The following is a 22516-nucleotide window of genomic DNA, read 5'->3' as shown; positions in this document are numbered from 1 at the left end:
GAGGACGAGGCATGGATCGCAAGCCGCATGACGAATCGCTAACTGGCAGCCGGGATTCCACGCGATGAGCGCCAGCCGGGCCCTTGCGGCGGCAGGCGGCGCCTCGACCGCGCGTCCAGCGCAGGCGAGCGCCGGCCAGGGATTCGTCGAGTTCGCCGATGTCGAGAAGTCCTATGACGGCCGCACTTTCGCGGTGACGCGGATGAACCTCTCCGTCGCGCGCGGCGAATTCCTGACGCTGCTCGGGCCGTCCGGCTCCGGCAAGACGACGACGCTCAACATGCTGGCCGGCTTCGAGCGGCCGACGCATGGCACGATCACGCTGGAAGGGCAGCCGGTCGACCGCCTGCCGCCCTATCAGCGCAACATCGGCATGGTGTTCCAGAATTATGCGCTGTTCCCGCATATGACGGTCGAGGAGAATGTCGGCTTCCCGCTTTCCGTCCGTCAGGTGAGCAAGGCCGATATCGCGGCGCGCGTCGGCCGGGCACTCGACATGGTGCGGCTGAAGCAATTCGGCGATCGCCGGCCGACGCAGCTTTCCGGCGGCCAGCAGCAGCGCGTGGCATTGGCTCGCGCGCTGGTGTTCCAGCCGAGCCTGGTGCTGATGGACGAGCCGCTCGGCGCGCTCGACAAGAAATTGCGCGAGCACATGCAGCTCGAGATCAAGCAGATCCACACGATGCTCGGCGTCACCATCGTCTATGTCACGCATGACCAGAGCGAGGCACTGACGATGTCGGACCGCGTCGCCGTCTTCAACCAGGGCGGCATCGCCCAGCTCGGCTCGCCCGACGATCTCTACAACACCCCGCAAAGCTCGTTCGTGGCCAGCTTCATCGGCGAGAACAACACGCTGGAAGGCGTGGTCGACCGCGTCTCGGGTGGAGAGTGCCGCGTCCGCCTGAATGGCGGCGGCGAGATCACCGCGCTGGCGGTTGGCGTGACGCAAGGCAGCGCCTGCCATGTTGCCGTCCGGCCCGAACGGCTCAGCCTGTCGGCTGCCGCCAATGGCGGCAACGCGCTGCCGGCGACCGTCGACGGGCGGATCTATCTCGGCGATCACCTGCGCCTCCTGGCCAGGCTCGCCAACGATCAGGTGCTGACCGTCAAGGTCGGCCCCGAAGCGACGATGGCGAATGGCGAGACCGTGACGGTCTCCTGCGCGCCCAACGATTGCCGCGCCTTTCCGGCCGATGCCGGAACGGGCGGCGCCATTCCAAAACAGGGGAAAATGAAATGACACAGTTGAGAACACGCCTATTCGCGCTTGCGGCCGCCACCGCCTGCATGACGATCGCCGGTACCGCCTTCGCCGAGGAGCTCTCGATCATGGCGAGCGGCGGCGCCTGGCAGGACGCGCAGCGCAAGGCCTGGTTCGAGCCGTTCAGCAAGGAAAGCGGCGCCAAGATCCTCGAACAGGAATATCTCGGCGATCTCGGCAAGGTCAAAGCCATGGTCGAGACCGGCAACGTGCCGATCGACCTGGTGACGGTCGAGACCGCGACCGTGCTGCAGGGCTGCGACGCCGGCATCCTCGAGCGGCTCGACTATGCCAAGATCGGTCCGCGCGACAAATTCATCGAAGGCTCGGCGCTGGATTGCGGAGTCGGGCTCGATGCTTACGGCGACATCCTCGCCTATGACCCGACTGTGCTGAAGGAAGCGCCGACCTCGGTGCTCGACCTGTTCGACACGACCAAATTCCCCGGCAAGCGCGCGATGCGCAAGTTCCCGGCGCAGAACCTCGAATGGGCGCTGATGGCCGATGGCGTCGCACCCGCCGACGTTTACAAGGTGCTGGCAACGCCGGAAGGCGTCGACCGCGCCTTCAAGAAGCTCGACACGATCAAGAAGGACATCGTCTGGTGGGATGCCGGCGCGCAGCCGGCGCAGCTTCTCGCCTCCAAGGAAGTGGTGATGACGACCGCCTGGAACGGCCGCATCCAGAACGCCATCGACACCGACAAGAAGCCGTTCAAGATCGTCTGGAACAACCAGATCCTCGAATACGACATGATCGCCATCCCGAAGGGGGCGCGCAATCCCGAGCTCGCCTACAAGTATCTCGCTTACATCAGCGAGCCTAAGAACAACGCCAAGCTCGCCAGCTTCATCACCTACGGGCCGGTGCGCACCGACGCGGCGTCCTTCGTCGCGGCCGACGCGCTGCCGAAACTGCCCAACGCTCCGGATCATCTCGCCGGCGCCTATCTCGTCGCCGACACCGAGTTCTGGGGCGACTATGGCGAGGACCTCGTCAAGCGCTTCAACGCCTGGCTTGCCCAGTAGGATTATCTGATGTCGGCGCTCCAGCCCAGCGAACTCGACCGGCCGACGCTGGCCCGCGACCGGTCAGCCGCCGATGCGGATCTCAAATCCGTGTCGGCGGCGCTCCGGCGCGCCGAATTCGGCGACCGGATGCGTTCGCTGCTGCTGGCGGCGCCGCTGCTCGTCCTTCTGGCGCTGAGCTTCGGCATTCCGATCGTGCTGCTTTTGTCGCGCGCGGTCTATGACCCGACCATCGCGGATGCTTTGCCCAAGACGACCGTGGCCCTGGCCGGCTGGAACGACCAGGGCCTGCCCGGCGACGATGCGTTCGCCGCGCTGGCGGCGGACCTGAAGGACAACCAGGCCAAGGGCACGGCTTATGAACTGGCGAAGAGCCTCAACGCCCGTTTGCCCGGTGCGCGCAGCCAACTCCTGAAGACGGTGCGCAAGCTCGAAAGCGCCGACGGCCAGGCCGCGCTCGACGCCATGAAGTCGGTCCCGTTCTGGTCGGCGCCGACGACCTGGCCGGCGATCCGGAGCGGCACAAACAGCCTCACTTCCTTTTACCTGCTGAGCGCGCTCGACCTGCGCTGGAACGCCGATGGCGGCATCGAACGGGTGCCGCCGGAGCAGGCGATCTTCATCCAGGTGTTCCTGCGCACCTTTTTCGTCGCGGCGTCGGTGACGCTGGCAACGCTGATCCTCGCCTTTCCGCTCGCCTATCTGATCGCCAACGTGCCGAAGGGGCTGGCCGCCATCCTGATCGTCGCCGTGCTCTTGCCATTCTGGACCTCCATCCTGGTGCGCACAGCCGCCTGGACTGTGCTGTTGCAGAAGTTCGGCCTGGTCAACGACTTCCTGCTGTTCATCGGTATTGCCAGCGACCGGCTCGACCTGATGTACAGCCGCATCGGCCTGATCATCGCCATGACGCATATCCAGCTGCCGTTCACGCTGCTGCCGATCTACAGCGTCATGCGCACCATCCCGCCATCGCAGATGAAGGCCGCCTATTCGCTGGGAGCTCGGCCGTTCACGGCGTTCCGTCGCATCTACATTCCGCAGGTGTTTCCGGGCGTGATGGCCGGCTGCATGCTCACTTTCATCCTGTGCCTCGGCTATTACATAACCCCGGCGCTGATCGGCGGCGCGAGCGATCAGCTGATCAGCAATTTCATCGCCAACTACGTCAATGTCGAACTGAACTGGGAGATGGCGGCGGCGCTGTCCTTCATCCTGCTCGTCTTCACGCTGGCGCTGTTCGGCATCTTCGCCCGCGTCCTCGGCCTCGACCGCCTGAAGCTGGTGTAGCCATGCTGTTGTCCCCTTACCCTACAACCAGCGAACGCATCCGCATCACGCTGCTGTGGATCTGGTGCGGGCTGGTCATCCTGTTCCTGCTGGTGCCGATCCTCATCCCGGTGCCGCTCTCCTTCAACAGCGGCGCCTTCTTCATCTTCCCGCTGGAGGGGATTTCGACGCGCTGGTACGAGGTGGTGCTGGGCACCCAGCGCTGGCAGTCGGCGATCGGCAACAGCCTGATCGTCGCCTTCGGCACGACGGTGATCGCGACGACGCTCGGCACGCTGACGGCGATCGCGCTGTCCGACGAGAAATTCCCCGGTCGTCGCATCATCATGCCGCTGCTCTTGTCGCCGCTGATCGTGCCGGTGGTGATCACCGCCGTCGGCTCGTATCTGTTCTACGCCCGCGTCGGGCTGGCCAGCACCTATGCCGGCATCATCCTGGCGCACACGGCTCTCGCCAGCCCCTTCGTGGTGGTGACTGTGGGCGCCAGCCTCACCGGCTTCGACCGCAACCTGATGCGCGCCGCGGCGATCTCGGGCGCCAGGCCGCTGACGTCGTTCTTCCGCGTCATGCTGCCGCTGATCCTGCCCGGCGTGCTGTCGGGGGCGGCCTTCGCCTTCGTCACCTCCTTCGACGAGGTGGTCGTCGTGCAGTTCCTGGCCAGCGCCGGCCAGCGCACCATGCCGCTCGAAATGTTCATCGGCTTGCGGGAAAAACTCTCGCCCGCGATCACCGCCGCGGCAACTCTGATGATGGGCCTGTCCATCCTGCTTTTGCTGGTCGCGAACCTTCTCGCGCGGCGCGGAAGGAAGCCCTCGGCTTAGCCCGCGACCAATTGGGCAGGAACGATCTCGCGGCTGACGCATTTTGCTTCGCGTCAACCGCTGAGGGACTTAATGCGCATCGCCCATGTCGCGCCGCTCTATGAATCCGTGCCACCAAAACTCTATGGCGGAACGGAGCGGATCGTCTTTTACATCACCGAAGCGCTGGTCGAGCTCGGCCATGATGTGACTTTGTTCGCCAGCGGCGACAGCGAGACGTCGGCCAGGCTGGTGCCTGGGCGCGACCAGGCGATACGCCTCGACCCGCGGCCGAAGAAATCGGAGATCGCCGCGCATCTGGCGATGCTCGCCGATGTGCGCGAGCGCGCCCAAGAGTTCGACGTCATCCATTTCCATCTCAGCCACTTCCTGCATTTTCCGTTCTTCGAGCAGATCGCGGGGCAAACGGTGACGACGCCGCATGGCCGGCTCGACTATGTCGACCTGGCGCCGGCCTACAAACGCTTCCCGCGCTTTCCCATGATCTCGATCTCGCACAGCCAGAAGCGCGGTTTGCCGGATGCGAACTGGCTTGCCACGATCCACCACGGGCTGCCGCTCGACGCCTATCTCCCGACCTACGAACCACGGGCGGAGGAGCCGTATCTCGCCTTCCTCGGCCGCCTGTCGCGCGACAAGCGGCCGGACCGCGCCATCGAGATCGCGCGCCGGTCCGGGTTGAAGCTGAAGCTGGCGGCCAAGATCGGCGACGACGACCGGGCCTATTTCCGCGACAACATCGAGGCGCTGATCGATGGCGACCGGATCGACTATGTCGGCGAGATCACCGAGGACGAGAAGGCCGCATTTCTCGGCAATGCTGCGGGCCTTCTGTTTCCCATCGACTGGCCCGAGCCCTTCGGCCTTGTCGCGATCGAGGCGATGGCCTGCGGCACGCCGGTGATCGCCTGGAACAGCGGCGCCCTGCCGGAGATCGTCGACAATGGCGTCACCGGCTTCGTCGTGGACAGTGTAGATGATGCGGTCGCGAAGATGCCGGCGCTTCTCGATCTCGACAGGCGACAGGTGAGGGCGGTCTTCGAGACAAGGTTTTCGGCGGCAAGAATGGCGCGCGACTACCTCGCTGCCTATATGCGCCTGACCGGCATGCCGGAGGCCAAGGCCTCCTGACCTTGACTGCCTAGGGCGGGGCAAACGAAGAGGTGACGAATGACGGAGCTCGACGAGCGCAAGCTCGATCCCGCCGTGGCCCTATCCTCACTCGACGCAACGGCACCAAGGGAACCGCATCGGCTGTTCGCCCTCAAGCAGGGCGACTGCTTCGCCGTCGCCGACGCCTATGGCGACATCAGGGGTTCGGGCGACGGGTTCTTCCGTGACGACACGCGCGTGCTCTCTGAATTCCGGCTGACCATCGGCGGCAGGCAGATGTCGCTGCTCGGCGCCTCGCTGAGCCAGGACAATGTGCTGTTCACGTCCAACCTCACCAACCTGCCGATCCAGAGTGCCGGCGGCCGCGATATCCCGCAGGGCGCGATCCATATCGAGCGGGTCAGGCTGCTGTGGCAGGACAGGCTGTTCGAGCGGATCACGCTTTCCAATTACAGCCGCGAGCATTCGACCATCACCGTCTCGCTGCATTTTTCCGCCGACTTTCGCGACATGTTCGAGGTGCGCGGCTCGACGCGGGTGAAGCGCGGCACGACGCATGTCGCCAAGACCGACAAGACCTCGGTGCTGCTCGGCTATGATGGCCTCGACGGCCTGCCGCGGCGTTCCGCGATCTCATTCTCGCAGGCGCCCGACCAGTTGAGCGACAACCGCGCCGATTTCCTCATCGCGGTGACCAAGCGCAGCCAGAAGGTGCTCTATGTCGAAGTTGGGCCCGAGGTCACCGATCCGCCCGACCGTGACCGTTTCCGCGCCGCGGCGGCGCGCGCGCGCTTCGGCATGCGCGCCAAGCGCAGGCATGGCGCCACGGTGCACAGCTCGGGCCGCGTCTTCAACGATTGGGTCGAGCGCGCCCGCGCCGATGTCGCACTGCTCACCACCGAGCTTTCGACCGGGCCTTATCCCTATGCCGGCATCCCGTGGTTTTCGACGGCGTTCGGCCGCGACGGTGTGATATCGAGCCTGCAGATGCTCTGGCTCAACCCAGGTCTTGCGCGCGGCGTGCTGGCATTTCTCGCCGAGCACCAGGCGACGGAGACCTCGCCTTTCAGCGATTCCCAACCCGGCAAGATCATGCATGAGACGCGCAAGGGCGAGATGGCGGCGCTGCGCGAGCTTCCCTTCGGCCGTTACTATGGCGGCGTCGACACCACGCCGCTCTACATCCATCTCGCCGCGGCCTATGCCGAGCGCACCGGCGACATGGCCTTCATCGACAAATTGTGGCCTTCGCTCAGGGCCGCCGTCGAATGGACCGAGGAGGCAAGCCGCGCCACCGGCTTCGTCACCTACCAGCGCGCCGCCGAGTCCGGCCTCGCCAATCAGGGCTGGAAGGACAGTTTCGACTCCGTCTTCCATGCCGATGGGCGCATCCCTAGGGGGCCGATCGCGCTGGTCGAGGTGCAGGGCTATGTCTTCGCCGCCTTCCGTGGCCTGGCGGCGCTGGCGCGCCGCCGTGGCGAATTCGCGGACGCCGAGCACTGGGAAAACCGCGCCGAGGAAATGCGGGTCGCCGTGGAACGCGATTTCTGGCTGGACGACTTGAATTTCTACGCTTTGGCCATCGACGGCGAGGGCCAGCCCTGCAAGGTGCGAACAACGAATGCCGGGCACCTGCTCTTCGTCGGGCTGCCGCAACCCGAGCGCGCCAGGCTGGTCGCCGAACAGCTGCTGTCTGCCTCCTTCCATTCCGGCTGGGGGCTGCGGACGCTCGCCGACGACGCGGTGTTCTTCAACCCGATGTCCTATCACAACGGCTCGATCTGGCCGCACGACACAGCACTTTGCGGCGTTGGCCTTGCGCGTTACGGCGAACGCGACAGCGTGGTGCGGCTGATGAGCGGCACCTTCGAGTCGGCCGTGCATTTCAACATGCGGCTGCCGGAACTTTTCTGCGGCTTCACCCGCGCACCGGGCGAGGCGCCCATCGCTTATCCCGTCGCCTGCCTGCCGCAGGCCTGGTCGGCAGGCTCCACCTTCATGCTGATGCAGGCGTGCCTCGGCCTGGAAATCGACGGCTGGGAGGGCGAATTGCATGTCACGCGGCCAAGGCTGCCGATCGGTATCGACACGCTGACACTGCGGCATCTCAGTGTCGGCGACAAGGCGGTCGATCTCACCTTCCAGCGGGTCGGCGACCGCGTCGTCGCTTTTCTGTCCGACCGGCATGAGGGCCAGGTGCCGCTCATCGTTCGAACGTAAACAAAGCGCTGCAACTCCGCATTCAACAATCGAAAAATGTCGGAACCGATATCCGCCTCGCGCGTTTGCAAACTTGAACCGGTCTCCCGGTCCGCAGCCGGCAACAACGAAAACAAAAAAGAGCGGACAGCCGGAGGCAACCTGGCATCTCAATGACACAATATGGCGTCGACCTGTTTTTGGTCCTTGTTCTCGCAAGCCTCGGACTTTCCGCTCTCGCGATCTTCGTTACATTTTCACGGAATCGGCGCCAGCATGCGCGAGGCTCGCCTCCGCCGGGCGATGATGTTGCGTCCGAGGCGGCGCGAAAAGTCCTGCGCGAGTTCGAGAAGAACGGCCAGTCGGTCGACGCGGCGCTCGTGAGCTGGTCGCCCGAGACCTTGCGCAAGATCCTTGCCGAGGACCTGCCGGATGCTCAAGTCATCGTCGTCTCCAACCGCGAACCCTATATCCACAACGAGACCGAGGACGGCGATGTCGAATTGGTGGTGCCGGCGAGCGGACTGGTCTCGGCGCTGGAGCCGATCACGCGCGCCTGCGCCGGCACCTGGATCGCCTATGGCGGCGGCACCGCCGATCGGACAGTGGTCGACAGGAACGACCGGGTGCAGGTGCCGCCCGGCCATCCTTCCTATACGTTGCGGCGGGTCTGGCTGAGTGACGAGGAATATCAGGGCTATTACCTAGGCTTCGCCAATGAGGGCCTGTGGCCGCTTTGCCATATCGCCTTCACGCGGCCGATCTTTCGCGAGTCGGACTGGGAGGCCTATGAGGCCGTCAACCGCAAGTTTGCCGAGACGGTGGTTGCCGAGGCGCGCAACGAGCGGCCGATCGTGCTGGTCCAGGACTATCACTTCGCGCTCTTGCCGCGCATGATCCGCGAGCGGCTGCCCGAAGCGATCGTCATCACCTTCTGGCATATTCCGTGGCCGAATTCGGAAGTGTTCAGCATCTGCCCGTGGCGCGAGCGCATCCTCGACGGCCTGCTGGGCAGTTCGATTGTAGGCTTCCACACCCAGTTCCATGCAAACAACTTCACCGAGAGCGTCGACCGCTTCATGGAAAGCCGGATCGAGCGAGCTGACGCGGCCATTTCCTATGGCGGCCAGGTGACGCTGGTGCATGCCTATCCGATCTCGATCGAATGGCCGGTCGAGCTTCTGCAGTCCCTGCCTAGCGTCGAGGAGTGCCGGGCGCGCGTTCGCAGGCGGTTCAAAATTCCAGCCGGCGCCAAGCTGTGCGTCGGCGTCGAGCGTCTCGACTACACCAAAGGTATCCTCGATCGCTTCCACGCGCTGGAGGAGCTGTTCATCCGTCATCCGGAACTGGTGGGCAAGGTCGTGTTCCTGCAGATCGCGGCGCCCAGCCGAGGCACCCTGCCGGCCTACAAGCAACTGTACGAGGAATGCCTGCGCTATGCCGAGGAGTTGAACGAGCGCTACGGTAGCGAGAGCTACCGGCCCGTCCTCATGGTGGCCGAACATCATTCGCAGGCCTCGGTCTACGAAATCTATCGCGCGGCCGACATCTGCATGGTCACCAGCCTGCATGACGGCATGAACCTCGTCGCCAAGGAGTTCGTAGCGTCGCGCGACGATGAGCAGGGCGTGCTGCTGCTCAGCACTTTTGCCGGCGCTTCGCGCGAACTCCTGGAGGCGCTGATCGTCAATCCCTACGACGCGGCGATGATGAGCGAGGCGATGCTGCAGGCGCTGACCATGGGGTCGGACGAGCAGCATGAGCGCATGCGCCGCATGCGCGAGATCGTGCGCGACAACAATGTCTATCGCTGGGCCGGCAGCATGCTGCTCGACGCGGCGCGGCTGAGAAAGCGCGGCGACCTGGACCGGGTGACCGCCTCATACGACCGGGCGAATGGTCCCGCCGGGGACAATGTCGTTTCCATGTTCGAACGCAAACAGGCAGTTGGATTTAGATGAACATTCAGGCAGACCTCACCCCGCCGCTTCCCGAAGGCCGCTGGGCGCTTTTCCTCGACATCGACGGTACCCTGCTGGAGCACGCGGCGCATCCAGACGCGGTATCGGTCAGCGAGGAGCTGCGCGTTCTCCTGCAGAGGGTCGAGCAGCGTCTCGACGGAGCGCTCGCCTTCATCACCGGCCGCTCGATCGCCGCCGTCGACCATCTGTTCGATCCGCTGAAGTTGCGGATCGCGGGTCTTTACGGACTGGAGCACCGGCTGGCGCCGGCCGGCGCGATCGAGGCCGCCGATGCGCCGGCGGATATGGCGGCACTTGCCGACGAGATCGAACTGGAGCTGGCAAGCAAGGCCGTCTATGTCGAGCGCAAGGGGCCGGTGCTGGCAATCCATACGAGAGCCGCGCCGCAGCTTCTGGCGCGAGCGACGGAACTGGTCGAGGCTGCGCTTGTACGCCTGCCGAAGGGCTATCGTGTGATCGCCGGCAATGCCGGCGTCGAGCTGATGCCGCTCGAAGCTGCCAAGGGCGCCGCGATCCGGCGCTTCATGCAGCTCGATCCGTTCACCGGCAGGCGCCCGGTGTTTCTCGGCGACGATACGTCCGACGAGAACGGCTTCGACACGGTCAATGCCGCCGGAGGAATTTCGATCCGCGTGAAGCCGCAGGGCGAAACGGCTGCGCGCTTCGCCATCGAAGATGTCGCCAGCGCGATCGCCTGGCTCGAAGCCAATTTCGGCGATCATGCCGAACAGGCTGGTCGCGGCAATCTCGTAGCCTAGAGCGTTTCACCGTTTCACGGAAACGGCGAAACGCTCTATCTTTTGTTTTTGCGCAATTCCGGACGAAGGCTACGGCGAAGTCGCCGAGCCTAACCGCTCACACTTTTCCTGGAATTGCTCTGGCGGCCGTCAGGCGGGAAACAGGAAAGCCGCGCCCGGATCGAAAAACACCGGGCGATGAGAGGATGCGACATCCTGCGCGGCGAGCGCGGTGGAGGTTGGCCGGATGTCGATTTCCTGTCCGGCGCCGGTACGCGCGACAATTCGCCGGCGCTCGCCATAGAAGGCGACGTCGACGATCTCGACGGCAAGCTTGGCGCCGTTCGAGCCCTGGTCGAGCCGAAACGCCTCGGGCCTGATCATCAGCCTGGTCTTCTGTCCCCGCTGGAAACTGCCATTCGCATTGATGCCTGAGACGAGCGAGCCGTCAGCGAGGCGCACCGTCGCCGCGCCATCAACCGTTTCCAGGTGCTCGGCGGCGAGGAAATTCGAGTTGCCGATGAAGCCGGCGACGAAATCGGTGGCGGGTCGGAGGTAGAGGTCCTCGCCCGTGCCGATCTGCTCGATGCGGCCGTCGCGAAAGAGCGCGATGCGGTCCGACAGATGCAGCGCTTCCTCCTGGTCGTGGGTGACGTAGAGGATGGTGACGCCGGTCTCGCGATGGATGCGGCGAATCTCGGCCTGGATCTCTTCGCGCAGTTTCTTGTCCAAGGCCGACAGCGGCTCGTCCATCAGCAGGATCGGCGGATCGTAGGCCAAGGCGCGAGCAAGCGCGACGCGCTGCTGCTGGCCGCCCGAAAGCGCGGCGGGCAGACGTTCGGCGAAGTTTTCCAGCCGCACCAGCGAAAGCATGTCGGCGACCTTGCGCTTGACCTCGGCCTCGGGCCGGCGACGTACGCGGAGCGGGAAGGCGACGTTTTCGGCAACGCTCAGATGCGGGAACAGCGTGTAGCGCTGGAAGACCATGCCGATGTTGCGCTTGTGCGAGGGCACCGACAGCAGCGATTTGTCCTGCAGCAGCACGTCGCCCGAGGTTGGGTCCTGGAAGCCGGCGATGGCGTAGAGCGTGGTCGATTTGCCCGAGCCGGACGGCCCGAGAAAGGTCAGGAACTCGCCCTTCGGAATATCCAGCGTCACATCATGAACGGCGGTGAAGGCACCGAATGCCTTGTGCAATTTGCGGATCGAGAGAAAGGCTTGAGTCATGTCTGGAGCTTTCGGCGCAAGAGTGCCGTGACGATCATCAGGGCCAGCGTGAGCGCGACCAGCAGGCTGGAGGCGGCGGCGATGACAGGGGTGAGGTCGGAGCGGAGGCTGCCCCAGATCTTGACCGGCAAGGTCTGCAAGGTGGGGCTCGCCATGAAGATCGCCACGACCACCTCGTCCCAGGAGGCCAGGAAGGAAAAGATCGCGGCGGAGAAGATGCCGATGCGGATGGAGGGCAAGGTGATGCGGAGCTTGGCCTGGAGTGGGCTGGCGCCGCAGACGATGGCCGCGTCCTCGATCGACTTGTCGAAGCCTTCGAGCGCGGTGGCGATCGGGATGATGGCGAAGGGCAGCGCCAGCACGGTGTGCGCGACGACGAAGCCGATCGTGGTGCCGCCAAGGCCGAGCCGCAGGAAGAAGGCGTAGATGGCGATGGCGAAGACGACGACTGGCAGCACCATCGGCGTGAGCAGCAGCCCGCGCAGGACCTCACGGCCGCGGAACTGGCCGCGGACCAGCGCAAACGAGGCGACCAGGCCGATGGCGACGGCGAGGATTGCCGTCATCGTGGCGATGCGGGCGCTGGTCAACGCGGCCTCGATCCAGGACGGATCGGCAAACAGCTCCTGATACCATTTCAGCGTCCAGCCGGGCGGCGGGAAGGCCAGCCAACGCGACGAGCCGAAGGAGAGCAGCACGATGAAGACCACTGGCAGCAGCAGGAAGGCGGCGACCAGGGTGGTGAAGCCAAGCAGCGCGACCTTCAGCCAGCCGAGGCGATCATAATCGAGCAGCATCTCAGGCGCCTCCCGCCGCGCGTTTTGAGCCGACCAGGCGCAGCTGCAGCGCATAGAGCGCCATGGTGACGACGAGCAGGATGAAGGCGGCAGCACTCCCCAGACCCCAGTTGAGCAGCGACTGGATCATCTGCGCGATCATTTCGGCGAGCATCATGTTCGACGTGCCGCCGAGCAGCGCCGGCGTGACGAAATAGCCGAGCGACATGACGAACACCATCAGGCCGCCGGCGGCGATGCCGGGAAGCGAGAGCGGCAGCAGGATACGGCGGAAGGCAGCAAGCGGGCTTGCGCCGCAAAGGGCTGCGGCGCGCAAGGTCATCGGGTCGATCGCACGCAAGGTGCCGACCAGCGGCAGGATCATGAAGGGCAGCATGATGTAGACCATGCCGATGGTGACACCGGTGAGGTTATTGATGAGCGGCAGCGGCTGGTCGATGATGCCGGCGCCGATCAGCGCCCGATTGATGACGCCGGTGCGCTGCAGGAGCACCATCCAGGCATAGGTGCGGGTCAACAGGTTCGTCCACATCGATAGGATGATGATGCCGAACAGGATCGAGGCAAGTGCGGCCGGCATGATCGCCAGCATCCAGGCAACCGGAAAAGCAACGAGCACGGTGACGATGGTGACGACGGCGGCGACGAGGAAGGTGTTAAAGAACACCCGCGCGTAAGTCCCGTCGCCGAGCAGCGCCGCGTAATTCTGCAGGCCGGGAGAAGGGTCGGTGACGCTACGCAGCAACAGCGCCAGCACCGGCACGACGAAGAAAAGCCCGATCAGGGTCAACGCCGGCAGCAGGCCGCCAAGGCCTGCCGGTATGCGCGGGGTTGCGATGCCTTGCTGTGCTTCCACCGACATGGCGGCTCCCAAGTTGCGGATCAGGACGGCCCGCGTCCCGATCCGGTCACGAAAAGGCTGATGTCACTTCGCCTGCCAGGCGTACCAGCGCTTGGCGATCTCATCGCGGTGCTCGGCCCAATAGTTCATGTCGAGATTGATCTGGCCGTCGACATGGGCGTCGGGCAGGCCCTTGACCACATCGGCCGGCATCTCTGCCTTGGCCTTGGTGTTGATCGGCGCGTAGCCGCTCGCCTCGGCGAACTTCGCCTGGCCGGTCGGGCTGGTCGCGGCGGCGAGGAACTTCATCGCCGCGTCCTTGTTCCCGGCGCCCTTCGGCACGACGAGAACGTCGGCAGCGGTGAGGTTCTGGTTCCAGGAGACGCCGACATCGGCGCCGTCCTTCTCCAGCGCGAAGACGCGGCCGTTCCAGAGCTGGCCGAAGGCGGCCTCGCCGGAAGCGATCAACTGCTGCGATTCAGCGCCGCCGCCCCACCAGACGATGTCCGACTTGATGGTGTCGAGCTTCTTGAAGGCGCGGTCGAGATCGAGCGGATAGAGCTTGTCGGCCGGCACGCCGTCGGCGAGCAGGGCGATCTCGATCACGCCCGGCGCCGACCATTTGTAGAAGGTGCGCTTTCCAGGGAATTTCTTGGTGTCGAACATGTCGGCCCAGCCGGCTGGCTCGCCGGATACGGCGCCCTTGTTCCAGGCCAGAACGAAGGAATAGTAGAAGCTGCCGACGGCGTTCTCGTTGCTGAAGCGCGGGTCGAGATCGGCCTTCGGCACGGCGGCGAAGTCGATCGGCTCGAGCAGGCCGTCCTTGGCCGCCTTGATGGCGAAGTCCATCTCGACATCGACGACGTCCCAGGTGACGTTCTTGGCGTCGACCATCGCCTTCAGCTTGCCGTAATCGGTCGGCCCGTCCTGCAGCACCTTGATGCCCGACGAAGCGGCGAAAGGTTCCGCCCATGACTTGGTCTGGGCTTCCTGGGTCGTCCCGCCCCAGCTGGTGAACACCATCTCGTCAGCCTTGGCGGCCGTGGTCGCCATAAGCCCGGCAAGGATGCCGGCGAAAATCAGTTTCATGTCATTCTCCTCTGATTGGTTGTTCCGTTTCTTGTTCTTGTCAGTCCAACCTTCGCCATGCCGTTTTCAGCGCATGACGAAGGGATCGGGGATCGGGTCGTCCGACGTGCGGATCCACACCGATTTCGAGCGCGTGTAGTCGCGGATGGCATTGAGCCCGCCTTCGCGGCCGAGGCCGGAGAGGCCGTAGCCGCCGAACGGAACCAGCGGCGAGACGGCGCGGTAGGTGTTGACCCAGACGACGCCGGCGTGGATGCCGCGCGCCATGCGATGCGCCTTGGCGAGATTCGAGGTGAAGACGCCGGAAGCGAGCCCGAAGGGCGTGTCGTTGGCTAGAGCCAGCGCCTCGGCCTCGCTGTCGAAGGCAATCGCGCTGAGCACCGGACCGAACAGTTCCTCGCGTACGCAGGCGAGGGCCTGATCCTGCGCCTCGATGATCGTCGGCGCGTAGTAGTATCCGTCAGCCTTGTCCTTCGGCCGCGCGCCGCCGGTGATCAGCCGTCCGCCTGCGGAGATACTTTCCGCAACGATCGTCTCGATCCTTTCGCGCTGGCGCGAGGTCGCCAACGGACCCATCTCGGTTGCTGGATCCTGCGGGTCACCGATGACGATGGCTTCGGCCTTACGCTTCAGCCGGGCGAGGAAATCATCCTTGACCGAACGCTCGATCAAAAGCCGCGAGCCGGCGACGCAGCTCTGGCCGGTGGCCGCGAAGATGCCGGCGACGACGGCATTGGCGGCGCTGTCGAGATCGGCGTCGGCGAAGACGACCACCGGGCTTTTGCCGCCGAGCTCCAGCGTCGTGTACGCAAGGTTCTCGGCCGTGTTGGCGACGATCCGCCGGGCAGTCGAGGGACCGCCGGTGAAGGCGACGCGGGCGACCAGCGGATGGCTAGTCAGGCGATGGCCGCAATCATGGCCGAAGCCGGTGATGATGTTGACAACGCCGGCCGGGAAGCCAGCCTCATGCACGAGCTCGGCGAAGGCGAGCAGCGGCGCCGGACCATCCTCGGAGGCCTTGAGCACGACGGTGCAGCCGGCGGCCAGCGCCGGACCGAGCTTGACCGCCGACAGGAAGAGCTGCGAGTTCCACGGCACAACGGCCGCGACGACGCCGATCGGTTCGGGCCGCACCGTCACCTCCATGTCGGCCTTGTCGATCGGGATGAAGGCGCCTTCGTGCTTGTCGGCCAGCCCGCCGTAATAGCGGTAGTAGTCGCCGACATAGGCGATCTGGGCGCGCGTCTCGCGGATGATCTTGCCGGTGTCGCGCGTCTCCAATTCGGCCAGCCGGCCGGCATTGGCGGCGACGAGATCGCCAAGCTTGACCAGCAGTTTTCCACGCGCCGTCGCGGTCATCGCCGCCCAGGGGCCGGAGCGCAGCGCCCGGTGTGCGGCCTCGACGGCCCGGTCGACATCGGCGGTTGTCGCGGCCGGCATCGTCGCCCAGGGCAAGCCCGTCGACGGGTCGATGCTGTCGAAGGTGGAGGCGGGCTCGGCGAACTGGCCGTCTATGTAGTTCCTGAAGGCCGTGCTGCTCATCGCGACCCCGCCTCCTGGAAGGCCGGCATCACCTTGTCGATGAACAGCTGCAGCGACTTCTTCTTGCGCTCGTGCGAGAGGCCGCTGTCGATCCAGATCGAGTACTGGTCGTAGCCCTGCGCCTCGTAGGTCTTCAGCCTGGCGATCACCTCGTCGGCCTCGCCGATGACGAGGTTCTGCCGGATCTTGTCGGGCGCGTATTGCGGCATAGCCGCGATCTCGTCCTCGGTCAGCGGCTCCAGAACACCCTGGCGCACCGGTTTCTTGTTCTGGAACCAGGCGCCGAACTGGCAGTAGAACTGCGACAGGTCCTGGGTCAGGCGGTCGGCGTCGGCCGCATCCTCGGCGACGAAAGTGTGCATCAGGAGCATGATTTCCGGCCGCTCGATGTCCGGATGCGCGGCACAGGCGGCGTTGAAGCGCTCCATCAGGCTTGCGACCTCGCCATCGCCTGAGGCAAGCGGCGTCACCTGCACCTGGCATTTGTTGGCGACGGCAAAGTCGTGCGAGTTCGGATCGCGCGCCGCCACCCAGATCGGCACGTAGGGCTTTTGCAAGGGCTTGGGCGAGGAGGTGGTCGGCGGGAATTGCCAGAACTCGCCGGAGTGCCCGTAGTCGCCGTCCCAGAGGCCGCGGATCGCCGGGATGATCTCGCGCATGCGCTGGCCGGCGCCCCAGGCATCAAGCCCCGGGAACACGCGCTGATACTCGTAGCTGTAAGCGCCGCGCGCGATGCCGAGATCCAGCCTGCCGCCGGTGATGACGTCGGCCATGGCCGCTTCGCCGGCGAGTTTGATCGGATGCCAGAAGGGCGCGATGATCGTGCCGGTACCGAGACGGATGGTTGTCGTCTTCGCCGCGAGATAGGCGATGTTAATGAACGGGTTCGGCGAGATGGTGAATTCCATCCCGTGATGCTCGCCGATCCAGGCCGTCTCGAAACCTGCTTCTTCCGCCAACAGGACGAGCTCTTCCAGTTCCGCCAGCAATTCGGAATGCGGCTTGGCGAGATCCGAGCGCTCCATATGGACGAAAAGCGAAAATTTCATCGGTCTCACCGCTGGCCGGAATGGATTGGGCCGGAATGGAGTGGCGCTGACGCAGCCGGCTTGGCGAGCGGCCGGACCTCGCCTTCGACCTCGTTGCCGACATAGACGCCGAACGTGTCCTCGGCGCGCTCGCGCGCATATCGCGCAAGCATCGAGCGGACGGCCGGGTCCGCGATCTTCAATTCAGCGATGCGTTCGATCTCGACAAAGCGGATCTGGCCGTCGCCGGAGACGGGAGCATCCACCGTTCCGCGATAATAGACATGGGTGCGCGAGGCGTCCGTCGCATCGTCCCAAACGGCGTAGAGGAAGCCGAGCTCGGCGTCGATCGCCTTGGCGGCAAGTTTTCCCCTGAGGCTGCGAGCATCGTTCGCGGCACCGAGGCCGCGGCCGGCGGGCAGTTGGCAGGATCCCTCGGCAGTCTCGAAGAAGAGCACGCGGCCGTCATTCTCGAGGATGGCGCCGACCTCGGTTCCGGGCGGCGCGGCCGCGGCAAGCGCTTCCTGGCTGAGGCCCGGCGTGACATAGGCACCGCGGCAGTAGCCGAGCGGCTGGGCGCCATTGTGGGTGAAGTCATGGACGCGGCCGATGAGGATCGAATGATCGCCTGCATCGACCAACTGCTCCATGTCGCAATCGAACACCGCGACCGATCCCTCGATCCGCGGATTGCCGGTCTGCCCGGGCTGCCACGCGACGGAGGCGAACTTGTCCGCGGCCTTCGAGGCGAAGATGCCGGACGCCGCCTTCTGGGCTTCCGCCAGGATGTTGATGGCGAAACCCCTGGAGGTCGAGAAGGCCTGATGCCCCAGCGCCTTCTTGGCGATGCAGACCAGCACCAGCGGCGGCTCGAGCGAGACCGAGGTGAAGGAGTTGGCGGTGAAGCCGCGCGGATCGCCTGTTTCGTCGATCGTGGTGACGATGGTGACGCCGGTCAGGAAGGAGCCTAGCGCGCGCCGGAACTCCATGGCGTCGAATGCGGGGGCGTCGAATGTGGCGGCATCGAACGCCGGACCCGTCTCGGCGCTTGCGGGAACATCTGCCACCTGGTCGAGAAAAGCCGTGATGCGCTGAGTCACTTTTTGCGGCGAAGCGATTGTCATCATGTGTTTTTCGCCGGCGAGCACCAGGCATTGTCCGGCTGGCGCAAGCCGCGCCATGGCGGCGGACATGGCGGGCGTGGAGTTACGATCTTCCGATCCGGTCATAAACAGTGCCGGTGCCGCGAGATCGGCCAGGCGATCGGCGTGCGCGGTATCGGCGCCGGCAAAGAGGCGATAGGTGCGGGCATAGCCTTCGGCGTCGACGCTTTCGAGCGCCGCGTGGGCCGTCGTGGCCGCGCCTGCCAGAGCGGGCGGGATCGGATTGCCGAACCAGCGGGCGATCGTGGCGGCGATCGCCGACGGATCGCCGGGGCCGCCGAGCGCCGCCGCCCGTTCGCGCACTGCCTGTGAGAGCTCGGGCGGGCGACGGAAGACGGCATTGAGGCTGACGAGCGAACTGATGCGCGACGGGGCGCGAAGCGCGATCTCCTGCGCGACCAGCGCGCCCATCGAGTGGCCGACGACAGCGACGCGGTCGAGGCCGAGATGGTCGAGCAGCCGGATCGCCTGATCGGCGAAATCGGAGAGGCCGGCATTCTCCGGGGGCAGGGGCGAAGCGCCATGTCCCAGCATGTCGATGGCGACGATGTCGAAGCGGTCTTGCATGGCGGCGATCTGCGGCTGCCAGATCGCGGCGCTCATGCCGACGCCGTGGATCAACAGAACCGGCGCGCCGGCGCCGGCGCGGATGAAGCCGGTGCCGTCGGGAGCCTTGCCCCGGATCGTCGCGGCGTCAGCCATGCACGTCTCCGAGTTCCTTCAGGTCCTGATAGCGGTCGCCGATGCGGTGGTGCGGGCGGCCGCCGATCGAGGCGCCAAGCGCCACCACCAGCTCGTCGGGGGCGGGCGCATCGCCGATCTGGAAATGCACGGTCAGATAATGCGAACGGCGGCCTTCGTCGTTCTTGTCCATCAGCGGGATCATGATCGGCGTATTGGGACCGCCACGCAGATTGGTGAAGGCGAGATAGGTCTTGGCGCCGACGGCGCGGCGATAGTGGTTGCCGAAATGCAGCGTGTGGATCAGCGCCGAGGCATGCTCGACCTCGCCCGACGTGCCGCAGATGGCGGCCTTGCCGTAGCCTTCGATGGCTTCGCCGGAGCCCGCTATGCCGATGATCTCATTGGTCAGCGTCTCGCCGAGCACTGGCGCGAAAGCGCGGATCTCGGGAGAGAGGTCCTCGGTGAAGCCACGGCCGGCCCACGGGTTGGTGAGCACCGCGGCGACGCCGATCAGGCGCAGTGGCCGCGGAGCCGCCTTGCCCCCTTCGATCAGCGTGTTCTCGGTATAGGTCACGATCTTGCGAATGGCCGGCTGCATGGAATTCCTCGGCACGGGCCGCGCTCGCGGCTGCGTCATTTCTGTATCGTCTTATGGTATACCATGCTATGGAGTGCCGCGTGCCTTGTCAACCGGTCATGGAATCTGTTTTTGTGACGAGGCTAGGGATTCAGGAAAAATGGCTGACGCCACGCTTCGCATCGACCGCCCCGCCAAGACGTTGAGGACGCTGGCGCTGGAGCGCATGCGCGAGGCGATCATGGATTTCCATTTCCAGCCCGGCGAGCGGCTAGTCGAGCGGCCGCTTTGCGATCAGCTAGGGGTCAGCCGTTCCGTGGTGCGGGAGGTGCTGCGCCAGCTGGAGACCGAAGGCCTGGTGCAGATGATACCCGGGCACGGGCCGGCAGTGGCCAAGCCCGATCTCGGCCGGACCGACGAGATCTATGAGTTGCGTGCGCTGCTGGAAGGCATCGCGGCGAAAGCCTGCGCCACCTCGGCCACCGACAATCAGATCGCCTTGCTCGATACGGCGCTGGCAAAGCTGCTCGAAGCGTGGGCGTCGGGCGTGCCGGCCGAGGTGATGCGGGCGACGGCGAGGTTCTACGAAGTGCTGTTCGAAGCCGCCGACAAACGCATCGCCTGGGAGATCGTCACCGGCCTTAATGTGCGCATCAACCAGCTGCGCTCGATGACGATCCTCTCGCTGAACCGCCGCGACGCGGCGATCGCGGAGATGCATGCGATCATGGATGCCATCCGTTCGCGCAAGCCGGAAGCGGCCGAGGCCGCGGCCCGGCGCCACGTGGAGACGGCCTGGAAAATCGCGCGCGAGGCGCTGCGGCTGGGTTCGCTGTAGCCGGGTTGTCCGGAAATCAGTTCCGGTCGACAGGCTTGGAGCGCATCCGCGACACCGTCTCGCGTTCGGCGCGCTTGGAGCGCAGCGGCGGCAGGCCGCGGTCGACGAGATCCATATCCTCCAGCACCATGTCGCCCATGCGCTTGAAGGCGATATCGAGGGCGCCGGCGCGGTGCGCCGACCGCAGGAAGCCGGGCAGGGTCCGGACGGGATGGTCCTGCGCCAGCGGCTCTTCCGGGAAGACGTCGCTGGCGGCGAAGATGTGGCCACTTTTCACCGCCGCGATCAGTGCAGCGAAATCGACGACGCCGGCGCGGCTGAGCAGGATGAAGGCGGCGCCCTTGCGCATTTTGGCAAAAGAGTCCGCGCCGAGGAAACCCTGGTTCTCGCTGGTGACCGAAGCGACCACGAAGACGAAATCGCTTTGCGACAACACCTCGTCCAGCGAGGCCGGCTCGACGCCGTTGTCGATCAGGATCGACGGCGGCAGCCACGGATCGTAGACCTTGGTGCGGGTGCGGAAGCCGGTCAGCAGGCGGTTGAGCGCGCGGCCGAGATCGCCGAAACCGACGATGCCGACATCGGCGCCGGAGAGCAGTCGCGCCGTCTGGTTGCCGTCGCCGCCCCACAATTCCTTGCCCTGCCGGAAAGCGAGGTCGGCATCGACGATGTTTCTGGCCAGGTTCAGCGCCATGGCGAGGCCGAGCTCGGCCACCGGTTCGGCAAAGACAAGGCCGGTGGTGACGACATGGATGCCGCGGGCAAACAGCGTCTCATAAGGCATGTTGTTGAGGAGGTTGGTCTCGACGTTGAAGATGCAGCGCAGCGCCGTCATCTTTTGCAGCGTTTCCGAGGCGATCGGCGGCTGGCCGACGATGTAGCGCGCTTCGGCCAGCACATGCGGCGGCAACTTTGCGACGCCTTCCGGCGTTGTCTCGACGATGCGATATTTTTTGCGAAACTGCGCCAGCTGCGGCGGCGTGAAGATCAGATCGAGCGTGCGCGGTTCGGGTGCGCTGATCACCAGCGGCAAGGCTTTGTCGGACATGATGGTTCCTCCCGGCGCGATTGGATCGCGTCAATCACATCTGTGTTTTTACTCCCGATGAAACGATTTACAACAGCAAAAAATCGATTTACCGTTTACACTGGTGAGAAGGTGGGCGGCCACCTGCCTTCGGGAGGAGATTGATGGCGCAACAGGAAAGCCCGCAGCGGCGTCCGTCGATCCACGACGTGGCAAGCCATGCCGGCGTGTCGGCGGCCACCGTCTCCAAGGTGCTGGCCGGCGTCACCACGGTGAAACCGGAAAACGCGCAGCGCGTCTTCGATGCCGTCGAGCGTCTGGGTTATCGCGTCGATCCCCTTGCTTCCGACATGCGCAGGGCCAAGCGCCGCATCATCGGCGCCATCATGCCGGAATTCGAAAGCGAGTTCTTCGGCCAGATGGTCACCGAACTCGAAGGCCTTGCCGAGCAGCGTGGCTACACGCTGGTCGCCGCCTCGAGTCGCGAGTCCGAAGTGCGGGAGAAAGAAATCCTTGCCCGCATGCATGACTGGCGCGTCGCCGGCGTGGTGCTGGCGCCGGTGCGCAACGAGCATGGTCCGGCGGCCGATTTCATGAAAGCCAACGGCATGACCGGCGTCCTGATCGACCGCGTGCTGTCCGACGATGCCTTCGATACGGTCTCGGCCGACAGCGCGGCGGCCAGCGCCGAGGTGGCGCGGATGCTGGTCGGCAAGGGCCACAGCCATATCCTGGTCATCGGCCTTGCCGAGCAGGCGGCGACGGTGCGCGCTCGCCTGGAGGGTTTTCGCTCCCAGGCGCTGGCGCTCAATCCGTCGGTACGCATCGACGTCATCACCTCGGAGGTCAGCGTCGAGCCGCTCAGGTCCTCGCTGCGCGACTATTTTGGGCAAGGTGAGCGGCCGACAGCCGTTTATTCGCTGCTCTTGAAGGGCACGCTCGTCGCGCTGTCGGAGTTCCGCCGGCGCGGCTGGCACTGCCCCGACGATATCTCGCTGGTCGGCTTCGACGACGCCGAATGGATGCAGGTGACATGGCCGGCGATCGCCGCCGTGGTGCAACCGGTGCGGCGGATCGCCAGCGAGGCGATGAATCTTCTGTTTCGCAGGGTCGAGGGCGCCGTGGGACCACCCACGGCGCGGCTCGAGCCCTGCCAGGTGTTGATGCGGGAATCCGTTGGCTCGCCAGGCAGCGGCCCGCATTCCGGGGGAGGAGACCGACAATAGCCCCCATTGTCGACAACGGAAGGACGGTGTCGGCCTGGCCAAG

General features: G+C 65.3%; 19 protein-coding genes. 10 read left to right on the top strand and 9 right to left on the bottom strand.

Annotated features, from left to right (window positions below; all coding sequences use genetic code 11):
• The first annotated feature begins 64 nt into the window (after nt 1–64).
• From KVT37_RS03945 to otsB, 8 genes are all read left to right on the top strand, one after another.
• On the top strand, nt 65–1243 hold the full coding sequence (locus tag KVT37_RS03945) for an ABC transporter ATP-binding protein (RefSeq protein ID WP_217569825.1): 1179 nt from the start codon (nt 65–67) through the stop codon (nt 1241–1243).
• Nucleotides 1240–2292, top strand: a complete 1053-nt coding sequence (locus KVT37_RS03940; RefSeq protein WP_217569823.1) for an ABC transporter substrate-binding protein — start codon at nt 1240–1242, stop codon at nt 2290–2292. Before KVT37_RS03945 ends, KVT37_RS03940 begins: the two co-directional genes overlap by 4 nt.
• A gap of 9 nt (nt 2293–2301) precedes the next feature.
• Nucleotides 2302–3582 carry an ABC transporter permease gene (locus KVT37_RS03935; RefSeq protein ID WP_217569821.1) on the top strand — a complete coding sequence of 427 codons (1281 nt, stop codon included), beginning with the start codon at nt 2302–2304 and terminating at the stop codon, nt 3580–3582.
• Nucleotides 3583–3584: 2 nt separating this feature from the next.
• Nucleotides 3585–4403 (top strand): ABC transporter permease, encoded by an 819-nt coding sequence (locus KVT37_RS03930; protein ID WP_217569819.1) that lies wholly within the window; start codon nt 3585–3587, stop codon nt 4401–4403.
• Between the two features lie 72 nt (nt 4404–4475).
• Nucleotides 4476–5534 carry a glycosyltransferase family 4 protein gene (locus KVT37_RS03925; protein WP_217569817.1) on the top strand — a complete coding sequence of 353 codons (1059 nt, stop codon included), beginning with the start codon at nt 4476–4478 and terminating at the stop codon, nt 5532–5534.
• A 39-nt stretch (nt 5535–5573) separates the two neighbouring features.
• The gene (locus KVT37_RS03920; RefSeq protein WP_217569815.1) at nt 5574–7736 is read left to right on the top strand and encodes an amylo-alpha-1,6-glucosidase; all 2163 of its coding nucleotides are present in this window, start codon (nt 5574–5576) and stop codon (nt 7734–7736) included.
• A gap of 152 nt (nt 7737–7888) precedes the next feature.
• Nucleotides 7889–9676: a trehalose-6-phosphate synthase gene (locus KVT37_RS03915; protein WP_217569812.1), complete on the top strand. Its 1788-nt coding sequence runs from the start codon at nt 7889–7891 to the stop codon at nt 9674–9676.
• Nucleotides 9673–10455 carry a trehalose-phosphatase gene (gene otsB, locus KVT37_RS03910; RefSeq protein WP_217569811.1) on the top strand — a complete coding sequence of 261 codons (783 nt, stop codon included), beginning with the start codon at nt 9673–9675 and terminating at the stop codon, nt 10453–10455. Before KVT37_RS03915 ends, otsB begins: the two co-directional genes overlap by 4 nt.
• A gap of 129 nt (nt 10456–10584) precedes the next feature.
• Here the strand turns inward: otsB and KVT37_RS03905 are convergent, their stop codons facing one another.
• The 8 genes from KVT37_RS03905 to KVT37_RS03870 form a co-directional block, all read right to left on the bottom strand.
• Complete coding sequence (locus KVT37_RS03905) at nt 10585–11661, bottom strand: ABC transporter ATP-binding protein (RefSeq protein WP_217569802.1); 1077 nt, start codon at nt 11659–11661, stop codon at nt 10585–10587.
• A complete protein-coding gene (locus KVT37_RS03900; RefSeq protein ID WP_217569800.1) occupies nt 11658–12458 on the bottom strand; it encodes an ABC transporter permease in 801 nt (266 codons plus the stop codon). The genes KVT37_RS03905 and KVT37_RS03900 overlap by 4 nt, the downstream gene beginning before the upstream one ends.
• Nucleotide 12459: 1 nt before the next feature.
• Nucleotides 12460–13320 carry an ABC transporter permease gene (locus tag KVT37_RS03895; RefSeq protein WP_217569798.1) on the bottom strand — a complete coding sequence of 287 codons (861 nt, stop codon included), beginning with the start codon at nt 13318–13320 and terminating at the stop codon, nt 12460–12462.
• 63 nt (nt 13321–13383) lie between these two features.
• The gene (locus KVT37_RS03890) at nt 13384–14388 is read right to left on the bottom strand and encodes an ABC transporter substrate-binding protein (protein WP_217569796.1); all 1005 of its coding nucleotides are present in this window, start codon (nt 14386–14388) and stop codon (nt 13384–13386) included.
• Between the two features lie 66 nt (nt 14389–14454).
• Nucleotides 14455–15930 carry an aldehyde dehydrogenase gene (locus KVT37_RS03885; protein WP_217569794.1) on the bottom strand — a complete coding sequence of 492 codons (1476 nt, stop codon included), beginning with the start codon at nt 15928–15930 and terminating at the stop codon, nt 14455–14457.
• Nucleotides 15927–16979, bottom strand: a complete 1053-nt coding sequence (locus tag KVT37_RS03880; protein WP_217569792.1) for an LLM class flavin-dependent oxidoreductase — start codon at nt 16977–16979, stop codon at nt 15927–15929. The genes KVT37_RS03885 and KVT37_RS03880 overlap by 4 nt, the downstream gene beginning before the upstream one ends.
• 5 nt (nt 16980–16984) lie before the next feature.
• Complete coding sequence (locus tag KVT37_RS03875) at nt 16985–18823, bottom strand: alpha/beta fold hydrolase (RefSeq protein WP_217569790.1); 1839 nt, start codon at nt 18821–18823, stop codon at nt 16985–16987.
• Nucleotides 18816–19403, bottom strand: coding sequence for an amino acid synthesis family protein (locus KVT37_RS03870; protein WP_217569788.1), 588 nt, complete (start codon nt 19401–19403; stop codon nt 18816–18818). Before KVT37_RS03870 ends, KVT37_RS03875 begins: the two co-directional genes overlap by 8 nt.
• A 139-nt stretch (nt 19404–19542) precedes the next feature.
• Between KVT37_RS03870 and KVT37_RS03865 the strand changes: the two genes are divergently transcribed.
• Entirely contained in the window at nt 19543–20220 is a 678-nt protein-coding gene (locus KVT37_RS03865) for a GntR family transcriptional regulator (RefSeq protein WP_217569786.1), read from the top strand.
• A 16-nt stretch (nt 20221–20236) separates the two neighbouring features.
• Here KVT37_RS03865 and KVT37_RS03860 read toward each other — a convergent pair whose 3' ends face one another.
• Complete coding sequence (locus KVT37_RS03860; protein WP_217569784.1) at nt 20237–21268, bottom strand: hydroxyacid dehydrogenase; 1032 nt, start codon at nt 21266–21268, stop codon at nt 20237–20239.
• Between the two features lie 143 nt (nt 21269–21411).
• Between KVT37_RS03860 and KVT37_RS03855 the strand changes: the two genes are divergently transcribed.
• Entirely contained in the window at nt 21412–22473 is a 1062-nt protein-coding gene (locus tag KVT37_RS03855; protein WP_217569782.1) for a LacI family DNA-binding transcriptional regulator, read from the top strand.
• Nucleotides 22474–22516: the final 43 nt, after the last annotated feature.

It is taken from the genome of Mesorhizobium sp. GbtcB19 (assembly GCF_019091085.1).
GTDB lineage: Bacteria > Pseudomonadota > Alphaproteobacteria > Rhizobiales > Rhizobiaceae > Mesorhizobium.
Note: the sequence above shows the minus strand (reverse complement) of the source record. Positions and strands in the feature narration are given on the sequence as shown.